We start from the raw sequence: 16,301 nt of genomic DNA, 5'->3' as shown, positions 1-16,301 counted from the left end.
AAGCCAAAAATGAATGGTAAAAGTCTTTGAAGTTTGCATAAACTCTCGCTTTAAGTGAATAATCGATTTGTTTACGAAAGTCAAATCGTTGCGAAAGTCAAGTCTATTGAATTACCAATATAGTGAAAATTCTGGTAATAAGTCAGGTAACCGAATAGGTAACCTTTCATTTGATAATAAAGCCAATCTTATGATCTCAATAAAAATGAAAATCCTTGATTTTCATAAGATTAGCTATATTTTGATGTCTATTGACACCGTAATTGTCGGGGTGGCAGGATTCGAACCTGCGGCCTCCTGCTCCCAAAGCAGGCGCGATAACCGGGCTACGCTACACCCCGAGTAAATTTTTAAATCGCGACTCGGCGCGATAACCAAACGGAGTTTATCCTGATCCCGCCAAAGCGAGAGAAGGGCTTACACCCCGAAGGTGATTATAACTTCACAAGAAGTGATTTAGCGGAGAGACCGGGATTCGAACCCGGGCATCCCGAAGGATGACAGCTTAGCAGGCTGCTGCATTACCACTCTGCCACCTCTCCGTTAAAAAATGAACTTTGCAATCGTTTTTGCGGATGCAAATGTAACTTTTACATAGGTACCTTCCAAACCTTTTATTTCTTTTTTCTGAAGGAAGTAAAGCGAATAAGTCCAAAATTTTTTCAAATGCTTTGCCTTCAGAAAATTAAGACGAAAATTATTTTTCATTTATTTTATTTCTCAGCCCCTGATTCCAAAAGCTAATAATATTAACAAAGTTCTAAATCTGGAAAAACCACAAATTTTGCGCAAAGAAAAAGCCACAAAGGATTATAAAATATTATCTTGAAGCCTGTAATCGAAACAAAAGATCAGATTGTTTGCGTTTCTTGTAAACGCATTTTTCACCTGTAGCGAAAACTATGACAGACAACTTACTGGAGGAGCCTATATTAAGTGCTGCGAGAATTATACAGCTTATTCCACAAAAGCCGCCTTTTGTAATGGTGGACAGCCTTTATGAATACAGTCAGCTTACCGGGAAAATGGGATTTACTATTCCAGCCGATAATATACTGGTCGAAAATGGCCATTTTTCTGAACCGGGGGTTATTGAGCATATGGCCCAAAGCATGTCCCTGCACAGAGGCTACAGAGGTTTTCTTGCCGGATTGGAAAAACCCGAAACAGGCTTTATTGGCTCAATAAAATCTGTTGAAGTCTTTACTTTGCCTCAAACCGGCTCCAAACTTACTACTTACGTCAACATTCAACATGAAATTAAAAACGTCACTATGGTTAGCGCCAGGACAGAGGACGAAAATGGTAATCTAATAGCTACATCCGATATGCGGACCGTAACTGTAGTCTAAGATTTTAAAACTGTCTAGCCTTCAGGAATAACATCTTCAAATTCAATATAATCCTATAAATTCTGCTTATTTTAGTTTATTCAATAAAACAACAGGCAAAATGCTTCTAAAAGATTTTTATTCGGTAATTAGTACAAAAAGAAATGAGGGGCAATTTTTTACTGAAATTAAGATCAGGAAAGACCACGATCTTTACAAAGGGCATTTTCCCGATCGGCCTGTTACTCCGGGTGTTATTTTAATGCAGATGTTCAAGGAGGAACTGGAGCGGCAAACGGGCAAAAATTTACAATTTTCAAAAGCAAATAATGTAAAATTTATGGCTGTTGTAGATCCAAATGTTGATGATGTTTTAGTGTTGGAATCTGAAATTGAAGAAACCGCTGAAGCTTTACATTTAAAGGGAGTTGCTAGGCATAATGGTTGTTTGGCATTAAAAATAAATGCCTCCTACAACTGGGTCTAACTTTATATGAAAGTTATCTTCACTTTCTGTTTTTAAATGATATTTTTGCCCTTTTTGTAAAAATTGTGATTTGAGTAATTCGCCTATATACCAGTCCAGGTTCAGCAAATTTAATTGTTGCGTTCTAGTTCCCACCTATAATAATGCTGGGTCTCTCGCCAGCGTTCTCCAGGATCTTTTGCTGTATACAAAGAATATTGTAGTGGTTAACGACGGCTCTACAGATGCCACTAAAGATATCCTGAACGGCTTTTCTAATCTCCATATTTTGAATTTTGAAAAGAATAAAGGGAAAGGCGTTGCTCTTAACCGCGGATTTGAATTTGCTGAGGATCTTGGTTATGACTATGCGATTACTATAGATAGCGATGGCCAGCATTATCCCGACGATCTTGATGTTTTTTTAACCGAAATGGAGAGCAGACAGCCAGGAGATCCGGAACTGCTCCTTGTGGGGGATCGCAACATGGGCCGTGATGGCATCCCGGGAAAGAGCTCAACAGGTAATAAATTCTCTAACTTTTGGTTTCTGGTGGTTACGGGAACCCAGCTAAGCGACACCCAGAGTGGCTACAGGTTATACCCGCTTAAGTTGGTAAACAGTATCCGGTTCTATACCCGAAAGTTTGAATTTGAAATAGAAGTTATAGTCAAATCCGCGTGGAGAAGGGTAGAGGTAAAAAATATTCCAATTAAGGTTTTTTACGAAGAAAACCGGGTAACACATTTCCGTCCTTTCTGGGATATCACACGTATTACGCTGCTTTATATGTGGTTTGTTTTGGTGAGTTTTTTCTATATTCACCCGCGAAACAAGTATCAGGATTTCAAGAAAAAAGGCTTCAAAAGGTTTTGGGAAGAAGATATTATAAAAAGTGAGGAGCCGGCGCACAAAAAAGCTGCGGCCATTGCCTTAGGCGTATTTATTGGTATTTCGCCGTTTTGGGGATTACACACGCTCCTTGTCTTCTCGCTCGCTGCTATTTTTAGGCTCAATAAAGTAATCGCTTTTCTCTTTTCAAATATTAGTATCCCGCCGCTTATTCCGTTTATTATCTACGGAAGTTATCAAATGGGCTCTTTAGTTTCGGGAAATGGTTGGGACTGGAAGCTTAACATGGAGAATTTTGATTCTTCGGCTGAAATTTTTCAGGGTCTCTGGCAGTATATTTTGGGAAGTTTTGCTTTGGCAGGATTAGCAGCGTTGGTAATATGGATAATATTCTATTTCCTTTTTTCTTTTTCTGAACAAAAACAGGTTGTAAAGCATTAGCAACTACTCACTGCCGAAAATTGCCAAAATAGAGCCCTCTCTTTCTGCTGATGTTCTAGAATAAGTTGCTACAGTTTCCGGCACGTTATCACGATTTTTTCATTATTGAGGTTGGTGGTAAAAAATAGGTAATCTTTACCGCCGTCTTTTATCTGAAATTTTTTTCTTATTTCTGAAACCGATTCCGGAAAATTCCTGGTGCTAATATTCGCTTTTTCACCCTTAAACTCTTTCTTTATATTGCGGTTATTAAAAGGTTTAAAATTAGTGATTTGAAATATTCTTCCCGGAAATTCTTTTTCTTCTTCGGAAGTAAATAAATGCGAGTGCTTATGCAGTTTTTTTGTCCCGGTTTGCTGGCCGAGTGTCTCAAATAATCCGCTTTTCATAATAGCGGGATTGGGTTCATAAAGAAATTTTTGCGGTAAGGAATATGCTATTTCTGCCACATATGTTCCTAAAATTCCTTCGAAAGTCTGATTTCCTTTTTTCTGAAAATTTATCGTTTTTACTCTGACTTCAGAATTGGCAATTTTCGTCAATATCCAAAGTAATTCCTTTACTTCGTTCTCTACCGAAACAATATGAATTTCTGAAACATGTTGAAGCTCATCCAGGCCCGCTTTTAAATCCAGAAGGGGAGACGTTTTAATGAGTATACTGTCTGCCCGGGAGAAAAGCAATTCAAGGTTTTCAGGTACATTGGGAGTACAATCCTGAAGCCTGAATACCTTGCCGCCGCGATTATCCCTCCTGGCGGGATCTATAAAAATCCAGTCATATTTACAGGAATTGTTTTCTAAATACGCTAAACCGTCTCTGGTATGAATATGAATATATTCTGCACCCAGTTTTTCGAAATTATGTGCAGCTATTTCAGCTAATTCAGAGTTCATTTCGCAATAAGTTACCTCCTCGAAAATCCTTGAAAAGCAGTAAGCATCCACTCCAAATCCCCCGGTGATATCAATCAAACGTTCTCCTTTGATAATTTCAGCTTTATATTTTGCTGTTTTTTCTGAAGAAGTCTGCTCAAGATTCAACTTTGGCGGAAATAGAATTCCGGAGGTATTATACCAGGTTGGCAGTTTTTTTTCCGAAGTATTTAATCCCTTTATCTGTATCGCAAGCTCCTGAATCGTAATTTCGGGGAACGGACTACCTTTCAGGATTAATTTTGAAAGATCCGCGTTCCGTTTGTCCTGAATGAAATCCTGAACATCCTGGCGTAGTAAATTTTTGTTCAAAACTGGAATTTTAAAGGTCCCGCGTTAATCTCTTTACAATTTTGTATTCGCTTAAAGATTCTTTTGCAATAACTTTTAATGCAGTGTAAAAAGGTACGGCAACCACCATCCCGGTAATTCCAAAAAGTAATCCCGCGATAAGGATAATAAGGAATATTTCTAGTGGATGCGACCGTACACTTGCTCCAAAAATCATGGGTTGTGAAATAAAATTATCAATCAACTGGCAAATGGAGTAGCCTAGCATGACATAAATTAGGCGGGGTAGGATAATCACTGTAAAATCGGCTCCCAGGTTACTTGATATTACGAAAAGGGCCATTAAAATTCCGGCAAATAGAGGCCCTAAATAAGGCACCAGGTTTAAAGTAGCACAAATAAAAGCAATTGCAATGGGGTTCCTGACTTCAAAAACGCTTAACAAAATAGTGTATAAAATAAATAACACACTTACCTGCATAGTAAGCCCAACAAAATAGCGTGACAACAGGATCTTGATCTTGTTAAAAACTCTCTGAAACTTGCCTTCATCTCCCTGATTTGCAAAAACCAGGATACTGTTAATCATTAGCTTACTGTCCTTAAGCAGGAAAAAAGAAATAAAAATAATCGAAAAAAGAGCAATTAGCGTTGCACCCAAAATCCCGAAAACATTATTTAGAAACGTTGGAATTGCGGCAATATCAAAATTTCTTACAAATTCACTTTGCTTAAGTCCTTCTATAATATTTATTTCTTCTACGCCTAGATAGGTGTTAATCTGTGTATTAAGATCGTTTAAATCACTCCGGAAAGCATCCATATCAATTTGCCCCAGGTGCTGACTTTGTTCTATAACAATCGGGACAAAAACGAAAATAATTCCTATAAAGAATGAAAGAACCAGCAGAAGAACAAGTATTACTGCAAGCTGGTTGGGTATTTTTAGTTTCTGCTTTAAAAAGATAACCACCGGCCGGCCAATAAGGGAAATTACACCAGCAATGGCTATATAGACCAACACCGACTGGATTTCATAAAGAAAATACAGTAGTAAGATGATTCCCACCACTATACCGGCAGCACGTAAAATTCCGTAAGAAAATTCCTTTGAGTTCACAGCGTAAATATATTATTTCTAATTTAAAGACGTACGTTTTTTCTGATTTCATATAGGGCAATTGCCGTTGCCTGCGCAACATTCATACTGCTGTTATTTCCAAACATTTCTATATGAATAACTTTTTTACAAAGTGAAAGCACCTCTTCCTGGATGCCATTGGCTTCATTTCCTATTACCAGCGAAATTTTCGAAAGCTCTTTAAAGTCAGCTGATTCTAAAGCAGTGCTTTCGGCGGTTATTTCCAGGGCAAAGGGCGTGTAACCTTGGTCTTTGTATCCTTCCACAGCTTCTTTCGTATGTTCAAAAACTTCAAATATCACATATTCATGCGTATTTCTGGCGGTTCGTTTTAACCTGTTACTGCTAAGATTTGGATAAGTACCACAAAAAACAATTTTTTCTATTCCAAAAGCATCGGCCAGCCTGAAAATACTGCCAATATTTGCTTCGCCCGAAACATTGTCAAGAATAAGGATTATTGGACGTTCTTCTTTTTTAAACCTTGACTGTTCGTGTGAAAGTTGCTTTTTCAATTTTCGAATGCGTATTTTAAGATATTTGCTCCCATGCGGAGTGCTTTAAGGCGCACCTCTTCAGGATCATTATGAATTTCGGGGTTTTCCCAGCCGTCCCCCAGGTCACTTTCAAACGTAAAAAGACAAATTAGCCGTCCATTTTCAAAAAGGCCAAAAGCCTGCGGCGGTTTTTGGTCGTGTTCATGAATTTTGGGCAGGCCATTTGGAAAATTGTAGGAAGTACTGAATATTGGATGATCTGCAGAAAGCTCGGTTAATGCTTTTTCAGGAAAAACCTTCTTCAGTTCTTTTCTAATGTATTCATTCATCCCGTAATTATCATCAATATGAAGAAAACCGCCACTCAAAAGGTAATTTTTCAGGTTTTCTGCTTCGTCATCGCTAAAAAATACATTTCCGTGGCCGGTCATATGAATATAAGGATACTGAAAGATATCTGCGGCACCCGGAGTCACCGTTTCAGGCTTGGGATCTATCGCTGTGTTAATATTGCTATTGCTGAATTGAATAAGATTGGGCAGGGCGGTAGGGTTTGCGTACCAGTCGCCGCCACCGTTATATTTTAAAACTGCAATTTTTTGCGCAACTGAAGACGCACTGCAAAAAATGGCAATTATCAGTACAAATATCTTTTTCATCTTATCAAAATTCGATTAAACGAAATTAAACTGGGGCAGCATTTTAACTCCTGCAAGGTTTTAAAAACCTTGTAGGTTTATTGCTTTTTCATACCTACAAGGTCGAAAAGAGACCTTGCAGGACAACACAATCTCTTAAGCTCATAAATTAAAAAATATTTCCGCTAATATAATGCCGATAACTGGAATTTTAGAGGGGTGTCTAATTTTACAATTTTCGGCATATATTCTAAGCTGAAGTAAAATTATTCCTGATTTGCCAGTGCAAACGTATGGCAGGCGACAATAGCGGCAGTTTCGGTTCTTAAGCGACTGTCCCCAAGGCTCACCGGCTGCCAGTTTTGCTCCAAAGCATTCTGAATTTCTTCGGAAGAAAAATCACCTTCAGGACCAATAAGCATAACAGACGTCGATTTTGCTTTTATCCTGTTTTTCAGCAAAAATCGCTCTTTATCGTCTTCACAATGAGCAATAAACCGTTCTCCTTCAGGATGAGCAGCTAAAAATTCAGAAAAGCTTAAGGGTTCATTCAGTTTCGGCATCCTAAAATGTAGCGACTGCTTCATCGCACTCTGCAATACCCGTTCAAATCGATTCAATTTAACAACTTTACGTTCGCTGTGGTCACAAATAACAGGGGTAATCTCGTGAACTCCAATTTCCGTTGCTTTTTCGAGAAACCACTCAAACCTAACATTCATCTTGGTTGGAGCGACGGCCATGTGGAGATAGTAGGGGGCAGGTTCTTGAGTTTTAACTTCGAGAACTTTGGCCAGGGCCTGATTTCCGGTTTGGATAAGCTCTACTGAAAATAAGAAGCCTTTTCCGTTGGTCACTTCCAGCACATCACCTTCTTTTTTCCGCAGAACTTTAGCGATATGCTTACTTTCATCCTTCGGAAATATAACCTGTGTATCTTTTTCCTGAAGTTTGGGATGATAAAATAACTGCATAAATTAAAATTTATAGCGCGCCTGTGCAGTGATGGAAAAATCTGAAAAGTCTTTCTTTAAAAACTTGTAATGACCTGCAATGGCAATCATCGCGGCATTATCTGTAGTATATTCAAACTTAGGAATAAAAGTGGTCCAGCCATATTTACTTTCGGCTTCCTTTAGGGCATTTCTTATGCCGCTATTAGCCGAAACTCCGCCGCCTATGGCGATTTGCTTTATTCCGGTTTCTTTTACGGCAAGTTTAAGCTTATCCATTAAAATGGCAATTATCGTGCTCTGGATAGAGGCGCAGATGTCTTTCAGGTTTTCTTCTACAAAATCTGGATTTTCCTTTGTTTGCTTCTGAATAAAATACAAAACCGCAGTTTTGAATCCGCTAAAGCTAAAATCGAGTCCGGACACTTTCGGTTTCGGAAATTTAAAAGCTTTGGGGTTTCCTTCCTTAGCATATTTATCAATTAACGGACCGCCGGGATAAGGCAGCCCCATAATTTTTGCACTTTTGTCGAAAGCTTCTCCCACGGCATCGTCTGTTGTAGTTCCAATCACTTCCATTTCAAAATAATCTGAAACTTTTACAATTTGCGTATGGCCACCGCTAATGGTAAGGGCCAAAAATGGAAATTGCGGCTTTTCATAGCCGTCTTCTTCAATAAAATGCGCCAAAATGTGGGCCTGCATGTGGTTAATTTCAATTAACGGAATATCCAGCCCCATTGCCAGCGATTTTGCAAAAGAGGTCCCTACCAACAAGGAACCCATTAATCCCGGACCGCGTGTAAATGCGATTGCAGATAGCGCTTTTTTGTCGATATTTGCCTTTTTAATGGCCTGGTGAATAACAGGAACAATATTTTGCTGATGGGCCCTGGAAGCAAGTTCTGGCACAACACCGCCATATTGCTGATGAACTTCCTGGGTGGCGACAATATTAGAAAGGATCCTGCCGTTACAAAGTACGGCAGCAGCGGTATCGTCACAAGAAGATTCTATAGCGAGTATGTAAATATTTTGTTCTGTCATTGGAGGAAAATGGGCATAGAAGTTGTTAATTTCGTACAAAGTTAAAACATAAAAGCATATCAAAAAATTCTGGAAAATATTAAAAAGGATTGTAGTTGGATTGCTTTTGTTTTTTATCCTTTTATTGATCGTATTTTCCATTCCTGCCGTACAAACTTCTGTAGCCAAGCGCATCACCAGTTCGCTAAGGGAAAATAGCGATATCACTGCCACTATAGACCGGGTGAGCCTTACCTATTTTGGGAATATAAAGATCAACGGGATTTATGTTGAAGACCACCATCTGGACACCTTGTTTACTGCCGGGGAGATTACAACTTCCATCCTTAGCCTGAGAAACCTTATCACTAATCATCCTACTTTCGGGAATACCGTAGTTAAAGACCTAAGGCTTAATATGAAGCGTTACGAGGGTGAAGAAAGGGATAACCTGTCGCTGCTGATTTCGAAACTGAAAAAGGAACCTACGGGAGAACCTTCTACTTTTGAATTAGATGTGGATGATATTCAGATTTTAAACAGCCATTACAGTTACAGGGACGAGAACCTGGACAATCCCAATATCCTTGTCTTTAATGACCTTACAATTTTTGCTGAAGATTTAAATATTAAAGGTGATGTAATTGCTGTAGATATTACCGGATTAACTGCTGAGGAAGGGCGGGGTTTAAGCATTGGTAATTTAAAAACTTCCTTCTATTACAGCTCCTCCCAAATGCAGTTGCAGGAACTGGTTTTAAATACTGCCGAGTCGGAAATTCAGGGAAATCTGGATTTTCAATATACCCGGGAACAATTTTCTAATTTTGTAAATGAGGTGCAGGTTACTGCAGATTTTGCCGAATCTACAGTTTCCAGTAGCGACCTTAAGGTTTTTTATGATGGTTTTGGTACAGACCAGCTACTTTCTTTCAATACTACATTAAAAGGAACCCTTAACAATTTTACTCTTACTAACCTTCAGCTTGAGGGAATGGACAGAAGTGCCATAGATGGTGATTTTGTGGTACAGGGGATTTTTCCGAATGAAACGCAGGAATTTCAGATTAGCGGAGATTTTAGCCAGTTTGCTTCCAATTATTATGATCTCGTGAACTTGCTTCCGCAGGCGCTTCAAGGAAATTTGCCGGAAAATCTCAGGGATTTTGGAAATATCAGGATGAGGGGAAATGGTTTGTTAAGGAAAAATTCCCTGGATGCAGATGTGCTTATAAATACCCAGCTGGGAGACGCTAATGCCGAGTTTGTATTGCGTAATTTCGACAATACCAGCGCAGTAACTTATAGCGGAAATCTTATTATTACCAATTTTAACGTAGGGCGGCTGGTTGACAATCCTTTGCTGGGCAAAACGAGTTTTGATCTGGATGTGGATGGGCAGGGTTTTGACCCCGAAAGTATTAATGCGCAATTACGTGGTGCAATTTCAAAAATTAATTACAACAATTACACTTATAAAGATATAAGAGTGATAGGGAATTTGAGGAACCCGGTTTTTAATGGGAACCTGGTCTCCAATGATCCTAACCTGAATATGGAGTTTAACGGACTTGCAGATATTTCCCAGGACATTAACGTTTACGATTTTGAGGCTTCTGTGGGTTATGCAGATTTAAATGCACTCAATTTTGTTTCCCGCGACAGTATTTCAATATTTAAGGGCGATGTGATCATGAATATGAAGGGCACAACGATAGATAATGCCTTTGGAAGCATTTTGCTGCTCAACACTTCTTACCAAAATCAAAATAACCTGTACTATTTTGAAGATTTCAGCATTGTCTCTTCATTTGAAGGTAATGATCGCACCATTGCCATTAATTCGCCAGATGTAATTAACGGACAGGTGGAAGGTGTTTTTCAATTGCGGGAAGTAGGGGCACTTTTTCAAAATTCATTGGGCAGTATTTACACAAATTATCAGCCAAGGACGATTACTACCAATCAGTACATGGAATTTGATTTTGATATTTCCAGCCAGATTGTGGAAATCTTTTATCCTGAAATTCGGGTGGCACCAAACACCTTTATTCGTGGCAGGGTAGAATCTGACGAATCGGAATTTAAGCTCAACTTCCGTTCTCCCAAGATTGAAGCTTTTGATAATCTCCTGGAAGATATAAACCTTCGGGTAGACAACACAAATCCTATTTATAATACATATTTTGAAGCTGATAGTGTATCGACAGATATTTATAATTTTTCAGAATTCAGCTTTATTAATGTAACGCAGCGGGACACCTTGTTTATACGATCAGAATTCCAGGGCGGTAAAAACAACACCGATGTTTTTAACATTAACCTGTACCACACCATTAATGAAGACAACAAATCTGTAGTGGGGATTCAGCGGTCCGACCTTAATTTTAAGAATAACATGTGGTACATTAACGAAGAGGGGAACAAAAGCAATAAAATTGTTTTTGAGAACAACTTTAGGAATATCACTATAGACTCATTGGTAATGAACCATGCCAACGAGGAAATAAGGCTTAGTGGCATTATGCGCGACAGTACTTACAAAGACTTCAGCATGCAGTTCGATAATGTCGATATTGGTAAAATAACGCCTGTCGTTGATAGTTTGGACCTGCGCGGAAGGTTAAACGGTAGCCTGGATTTACTTCAGGAAGACGGTGCATACTATCCAAATACGTCTTTACTAATAGATTCCCTCAACATTAACGATAATCTCTTAGGCAACCTGATTATAGATGTGGAAGGAAATGAGAACCTTACCAATTACACCATAAACGCCAATCTAAGAAACAAAGACTTTGAATCACTTAATGCAATTGGTAGCATCGATGTTAGTGGCGGCGAACCTGTAATAGACCTCGATGTTGCACTTGAAGATCTAAACATGGCAGCATTTAGTCCTTTGGGAGGAGGAGCCATAAGTGACATTCGGGGAAGGATAACAGGAAATGCCAAAGTTGTGGGAAATTATAAAAATCCTGAATTTTCGGGGCAGCTTTTTCTAAACAATGCGGGATTGAGTATTCCTTACCTCAATGTAGATTTTGATTTTGATCAGCAATCTGTAGTCAACCTCACACAACAGCAGTTTATTTTTGACAATATTGGCCTTACCGACACAAAGTTTGATACCCGCGGTGTCCTGAACGGGAATATTTCCCATAGAAATTTTTCTGAATGGTTTCTGAATTTAGGTGTGACGACAGATAGGTTATTGGTGCTTGATACCGATGCCGCAGAAGATGCACTTTACTACGGAACAGCTTTTATAAGTGGGGATGCTTCTATTGAAGGTCCTACAGACGAATTGTCTATTAATGTAAATGCGACCACAGAACGTGGTACGGTCTTTAAAATTCCTTTAAGTGATACAGAATCTGTTGGGGACAATTCTTATATACATTTTCTAAGTCCTGAAGAAAAGGCAGCAAGACAGGCAGGAAGAGAAGTGATTTTACCTGAAGTAAAAGGCATTGAAATGGTTTTTGATCTGGATGTAACCAACGACGCTGAAGTAGAAGTAGTGGTAGATCAAACCAGCGGAAGTACCTTGCGCGGCCGGGGTGCAGGAAACCTGTTGCTCGAGATCAACACTAATGGAAAGTTCAACATGTGGGGGGACTTTATAGCCTACGAAGGGGTATATAATTTTAAGTATGCGGGACTGGTGCAAAAAGTTTTCAGGGTGCAATCTGGTGGAAGCATAAACTGGAATGGCAATCCTGTACAGGCAGAGCTGGATGTGAGCGCTGTGTACGAACTGGACGCAAACCCTTCGGTTCTCCTGGAGAATCCTTCAGTAAACAGAAAAATTCCGGTACAAGTGATCATCGATCTTCAGGGCCAGTTGGTACAACCAGATATTACATTTGATATTGGATTTCCCAATGCCAGCTCTGTGGTACGTTCAGAATTGGAATATAGGATAGATGATCGTGCGAGCAAAGAATTACAGGCGCTGTTCCTGGTGACACAGGGAGCTTTTTATAGCGAATTTGGATTACGGCAGAATGCGATTACAGGAACCCTTGCAGAAAGAGCTTCCAGTATTGTGAACGATATTTTTGCAGACGAGGATGGGAAATTCCAGGTGGGTGTGAATTATGTGCAGGGGGATCGCACCCCAGATCAACAAACAGTAGATCGTTTTGGCCTTACGCTCTCCACCCAAATTAGTGACAGGGTACTTATAAACGGGCAGGTGGGTGTTCCCATAGGAGGTGTGACAGAATCTTATATAATTGGTGATGTAGAAATAGATTTCCTTCTGAATGAAGACGGAAGTTTGAGGGCAAAAGTGTTTAACAGGGAAAACAATATCCAGTTTATTGGTGAGGAAATTGGGTTTACACAGGGAGTGGGTTTATCATATTCAGTCGATTTTGATACTTTTAAAGAACTAATAAGGAAAATCACTGATGCTGAACTTGCCAAAACAGAGGCACGTAAAGAAGAAGAGGAGGAAGAGAGACAGCAATCTCTTGCCCCAGATTATATAAGTTTTCCTGAAGGTGAGTAGAGAAGATCCATGTTCAGATAAACAGAAACAATAAGGGAGGCTCACACCCAATGGTTAGCCTCCCTCGATTAATTAAGATTGTCTGCTGTTTTTTATATTGCTTTAAGCTCTTTTTGCACCTGAAGCTTCCTAAAGCTAAGATTAAATTCCTTAAGTAGAAAATTGGCACGCTTCCGGGATACTCCCATTCTAAGGAGATGGGTCAGCAAACATTCCTTTATACATGTTTTTACCTCACCCCTGTTAATCTTATGGGACGAAATTCTGGTGAAAACGTTATCGTATTCAGAGAATATTTTTGTTGTTACATCCAAAATAATTTCTTCTTCCAGGTATCTGGCAGAAAAGTAATAGTCGAAGTGAATTTCACTGGCACCTTTAAAAATAGGCTTTGGGCTTTGGGGTATGTAAAGAAACCCCGTGGTTGGTTTGTATAACATAAGACTGAAAGTTATGGTTACATTTCAAGTACGATTAAATATATTGATATTTTTCTGTTTATATATTTTTAATATACCTATTTACAATAGGTTAACAAGAACATTGAAGTACGTAGTAAGAGTAATTTCCCGGAATACTGCGAACATCAGGTTCCCCTTACATGTAGAGGGAATTTTATAAAAAGGGGATAACTATAAAATGTCATCCCCTTGTTGGTCCTTATATCTCCCCAAATATATCAGACCTTATGCTCTAAAATAATTTATACTGTGTTTTCTTGCCAGGAGAAATGGAGTTGCAAAGTGTGCAAGTAAATCTCCGTAAGAGGGATTTGAAATCCCATGGCTGAAAAGAGTTTTTTCAAGATTTTCAAATAGTAATGGTTAATATCTAAATACAAATGAAGGTATTTTTCTACAACTACCGTATCTTAAATAAAATTTTAACTAACACAATAGCAATCACTTACGTCATAATTTTTCTTACATATAGAATTTATTTGTATATCTTTTCCTGCTAAAATCGTGTGAAAAAGTAAAGGCTTTCCTTTATTTCAGGCGTTAAATAAATCTTAAAGAAAATATTATGAAAAGATGAAATGCACCTTTATAAGGAAAATCGGAAGTTGAAAAAAGTTTATTCTTCCGTAGAAATTAATTTTGGTTTGAGTGTATTTTGTAATTAGTTTTACAGCAAATACCTAGTAGACCTCATATTAAGGACAACAATATATATGGGAAAAAAAATTAAGAAAATAGGAGTTTTAACCTCTGGGGGAGATGCTCCCGGAATGAATGCCGCAATAAGGGCGGTGGTAAGGGCCTGTGCCTATTATCATACGGAATGTGTGGGATTTTACCGCGGATACCAGGGAATGATTGAAGGTGACTTTGTTGCACTGAATGCACGGAGTGTCCGGAATATTCTTCCGTACGGTGGTACTATTCTACAATCTGCACGTTCTAAAGAATTTATGACTAAAGAAGGTCGTGCTAAAGCAGCAGCCAAACTAAAAGATGCAGAAGTAGATGCTATGGTACTTATAGGAGGTGACGGTACCTTTCGTGGAGGTCTGGCACTAAGCGAGGAATATGGAATCCCTTGCATTGGCGTTCCCGGGACGATCGATAATGATATCTCCGGCACCAATTTCACCATAGGTTACGATACTGCACTAAATACTGTAGTGGAAGCAATTGATAAAATAAGGGACACCGCAAGTTCTCATAACCGTTTGTTTTTTGTTGAAGTAATGGGCCGGGATGCCGGTTTTATAGCTTTAAACAGTGGTATTGGTGCCGGTGCAGAAGAAATTCTTATTCCCGAAGAAGATTTAGGTCTTGAACGGCTGCTGGATTCGTTAGAGCGGAGTAGACGATCTGGAAAAACCTCGAGTATTGTTGTAGTTTCTGAAGGGGATAAGATCGGGAAAAATGTTTTTGAACTTGCGGAGTACGTAAAGGAAAATCTGCCATACTACGATGCAAAAGTCACGGTGCTGGGTCATATCCAGAGAGGAGGTAGTCCCACTTGTTTTGACAGGGTGCTGGCCAGCCGACTTTGTGTAAAAGCTGTTGAACTGCTTATGGACGGCAAACGCGATGTGATGGTAGGGATAATGAATAACGATATTGCATACACCAGCATATGCAAAGCCCTGAAGACCGAGCATACCGTTAATAAAGATCTACTAAGAATTTCTGATATTTTATCTACCTGATCGATGAGAACAATAGCAATTATTGCCCATAATGGGAAAAAAGCTGAAATGGTTCAGTTCTTAAACAACCATAGAGAAACTTTACAATCAAAGGAGATTAACCTGATTGCTACGGGAACCACAGGAGCAAAAACAGAAGTTGCCGGTTTTAAGGTTGAAAAGTTACTATCCGGACCTCTTGGGGGAGATGCCCAAATTGCGGCCCGCATTGCAGAAGGCTTAATAGATATGGTGATATTCTTCAGGGATCCTTTGGATAAACATCCGCATGAACCAGACATTTTTATGTTAATGCGATTATGCGATGTACATGATGTGCCGCTGGCAACCAATCCTGCCACTGCCCGTTTACTCATCCAGGGTATTTAGTTTTTAGTACAAAATTAGATATCCATACGCTACTTCTGTTTCCGGAAACCATGTTACTTGCCGTTTCTAGAAGGTGGAATGAAAGTGTTTTAGATAATCATTGTGGCGCAACAAACCTTGAGGTCAGATGAAATCCCAGCAGAAATTTCGGGATAAAGTAGATCGAAAATCTCTTTAGCTCTTCACAGCTATTGCACTAATTTCCACATTTACAAACTTCGGAAGATTCGCAACCTCTACAGTTTCTCTTGCCGGTGCGGTTTCAGCATCAAAGTAAGTTCCGTAGATTTCGTTTATTTTAGAGAAGTTGTTCATATCACTAATGAAAATTGACGTTTTAATGACATCATTAAAAGTAAGTCCTGCTTCAGTAAGTATTGCTTTTAGATTCTCCATCACCAGCTTTGTTTCTTCAGCAAGGTTGCCCGTTTCGAGTTCACCGGATTTAGGGTTTATGGCGATTTGTCCCGAAATAAATAACATATTCCCGCTTAAAACAGCCTGGTTGTAAGGTCCTATTGGAGCCGGGGCGTTGTCTGTTTTTATTATTTTTTTCATAACTGATTATATGATTTTATTAGTTTATTTTTTCTTTACGCCTTAAGCTTTAGGTCAAAACAGTGATTTTTCATTTTTTCACAACCCACTATTCATTTAAAAGAAATTTCCCGCAGAGTCCG

The 16,301-nt window shown here is 39.0% G+C and carries 14 protein-coding genes and 2 tRNA genes; 6 read left to right on the top strand and 10 right to left on the bottom strand.

From position 1 onward, the window contains the following. Nucleotides 1-266 precede the first annotated feature (266 nt). Nucleotides 267-341, bottom strand: a tRNA-Pro gene (locus tag RM529_RS12575). A 119-nt stretch (nucleotides 342-460) separates the two neighbouring features. Further along, nucleotides 461-542, bottom strand: a tRNA-Ser gene (locus tag RM529_RS12570). Nucleotides 543-902: 360 nt separating this feature from the next. Here RM529_RS12570 and RM529_RS12565 point away from each other — a divergent pair. The 3 genes from RM529_RS12565 to RM529_RS12555 all read left to right on the top strand — a co-directional run bounded on the left by RM529_RS12565 (nucleotide 903) and on the right by RM529_RS12555 (nucleotide 3,091). After that, nucleotides 903-1,352, top strand: coding sequence for a hotdog family protein (locus tag RM529_RS12565; protein WP_311485128.1), 450 nt, complete (start codon nucleotides 903-905; stop codon nucleotides 1,350-1,352). A gap of 100 nt (nucleotides 1,353-1,452) precedes the next feature. Continuing rightward, nucleotides 1,453-1,818, top strand: a complete 366-nt coding sequence (locus tag RM529_RS12560; RefSeq protein WP_311485127.1) for an ApeI family dehydratase — start codon at nucleotides 1,453-1,455, stop codon at nucleotides 1,816-1,818. A gap of 70 nt (nucleotides 1,819-1,888) precedes the next feature. Continuing rightward, entirely contained in the window at nucleotides 1,889-3,091 is a 1,203-nt protein-coding gene (locus tag RM529_RS12555; protein ID WP_311485126.1) for a DUF2062 domain-containing protein, read from the top strand. Nucleotides 3,092-3,159: 68 nt separating this feature from the next. Here the strand turns inward: RM529_RS12555 and RM529_RS12550 are convergent, their stop codons facing one another. The 6 genes from RM529_RS12550 to tsaD all read right to left on the bottom strand — a co-directional run bounded on the left by RM529_RS12550 (nucleotide 3,160) and on the right by tsaD (nucleotide 8,593). After that, nucleotides 3,160-4,338, bottom strand: a complete 1,179-nt coding sequence (locus RM529_RS12550) for a class I SAM-dependent methyltransferase (protein WP_311485125.1) — start codon at nucleotides 4,336-4,338, stop codon at nucleotides 3,160-3,162. A 10-nt stretch (nucleotides 4,339-4,348) separates the two neighbouring features. After that, nucleotides 4,349-5,437: an AI-2E family transporter gene (locus RM529_RS12545; RefSeq protein ID WP_311485124.1), complete on the bottom strand. Its 1,089-nt coding sequence runs from the start codon at nucleotides 5,435-5,437 to the stop codon at nucleotides 4,349-4,351. Nucleotides 5,438-5,460: 23 nt separating this feature from the next. Next, complete coding sequence (locus RM529_RS12540) at nucleotides 5,461-5,973, bottom strand: TrmH family RNA methyltransferase (protein WP_311485123.1); 513 nt, start codon at nucleotides 5,971-5,973, stop codon at nucleotides 5,461-5,463. After that, nucleotides 5,970-6,614, bottom strand: coding sequence for a DUF4159 domain-containing protein (locus RM529_RS12535; protein WP_311485122.1), 645 nt, complete (start codon nucleotides 6,612-6,614; stop codon nucleotides 5,970-5,972). Before RM529_RS12535 ends, RM529_RS12540 begins: the two co-directional genes overlap by 4 nt. 245 nt (nucleotides 6,615-6,859) lie before the next feature. After that, nucleotides 6,860-7,567 carry a 16S rRNA (uracil(1498)-N(3))-methyltransferase gene (locus RM529_RS12530; protein ID WP_311485121.1) on the bottom strand — a complete coding sequence of 236 codons (708 nt, stop codon included), beginning with the start codon at nucleotides 7,565-7,567 and terminating at the stop codon, nucleotides 6,860-6,862. A 3-nt stretch (nucleotides 7,568-7,570) separates the two neighbouring features. Then, a complete protein-coding gene (gene tsaD / locus RM529_RS12525; protein ID WP_311485129.1) occupies nucleotides 7,571-8,593 on the bottom strand; it encodes a tRNA (adenosine(37)-N6)-threonylcarbamoyltransferase complex transferase subunit TsaD in 1,023 nt (340 codons plus the stop codon). Nucleotides 8,594-8,693: 100 nt separating this feature from the next. Between tsaD and RM529_RS12520 the strand changes: the two genes are divergently transcribed. Next, nucleotides 8,694-13,091, top strand: a complete 4,398-nt coding sequence (locus tag RM529_RS12520) for a translocation/assembly module TamB domain-containing protein (RefSeq protein ID WP_311485120.1) — start codon at nucleotides 8,694-8,696, stop codon at nucleotides 13,089-13,091. A 92-nt stretch (nucleotides 13,092-13,183) separates the two neighbouring features. Here RM529_RS12520 and RM529_RS12515 read toward each other — a convergent pair whose 3' ends face one another. Continuing rightward, nucleotides 13,184-13,531 carry a hypothetical protein gene (locus RM529_RS12515; protein ID WP_311485119.1) on the bottom strand — a complete coding sequence of 116 codons (348 nt, stop codon included), beginning with the start codon at nucleotides 13,529-13,531 and terminating at the stop codon, nucleotides 13,184-13,186. Nucleotides 13,532-14,265: 734 nt separating this feature from the next. Between RM529_RS12515 and pfkA the strand changes: the two genes are divergently transcribed. Next, complete coding sequence (pfkA, locus tag RM529_RS12510; protein ID WP_311485118.1) at nucleotides 14,266-15,252, top strand: 6-phosphofructokinase; 987 nt, start codon at nucleotides 14,266-14,268, stop codon at nucleotides 15,250-15,252. A 3-nt stretch (nucleotides 15,253-15,255) separates the two neighbouring features. Next, a complete protein-coding gene (locus RM529_RS12505; RefSeq protein WP_311485117.1) occupies nucleotides 15,256-15,621 on the top strand; it encodes a methylglyoxal synthase in 366 nt (121 codons plus the stop codon). A 174-nt stretch (nucleotides 15,622-15,795) separates the two neighbouring features. Here the strand turns inward: RM529_RS12505 and RM529_RS12500 are convergent, their stop codons facing one another. After that, the gene (locus RM529_RS12500) at nucleotides 15,796-16,179 is read right to left on the bottom strand and encodes a RidA family protein (RefSeq protein WP_311485116.1); all 384 of its coding nucleotides are present in this window, start codon (nucleotides 16,177-16,179) and stop codon (nucleotides 15,796-15,798) included. Nucleotides 16,180-16,301: the final 122 nt, after the last annotated feature.

This window comes from Autumnicola edwardsiae, assembly GCF_031846505.1.
Taxonomy (GTDB): domain Bacteria; phylum Bacteroidota; class Bacteroidia; order Flavobacteriales; family Flavobacteriaceae; genus Autumnicola; species Autumnicola edwardsiae.
The sequence above is the reverse complement of the archived record's forward strand: the minus strand, read 5'-3'. Positions and strand labels throughout refer to the sequence as shown.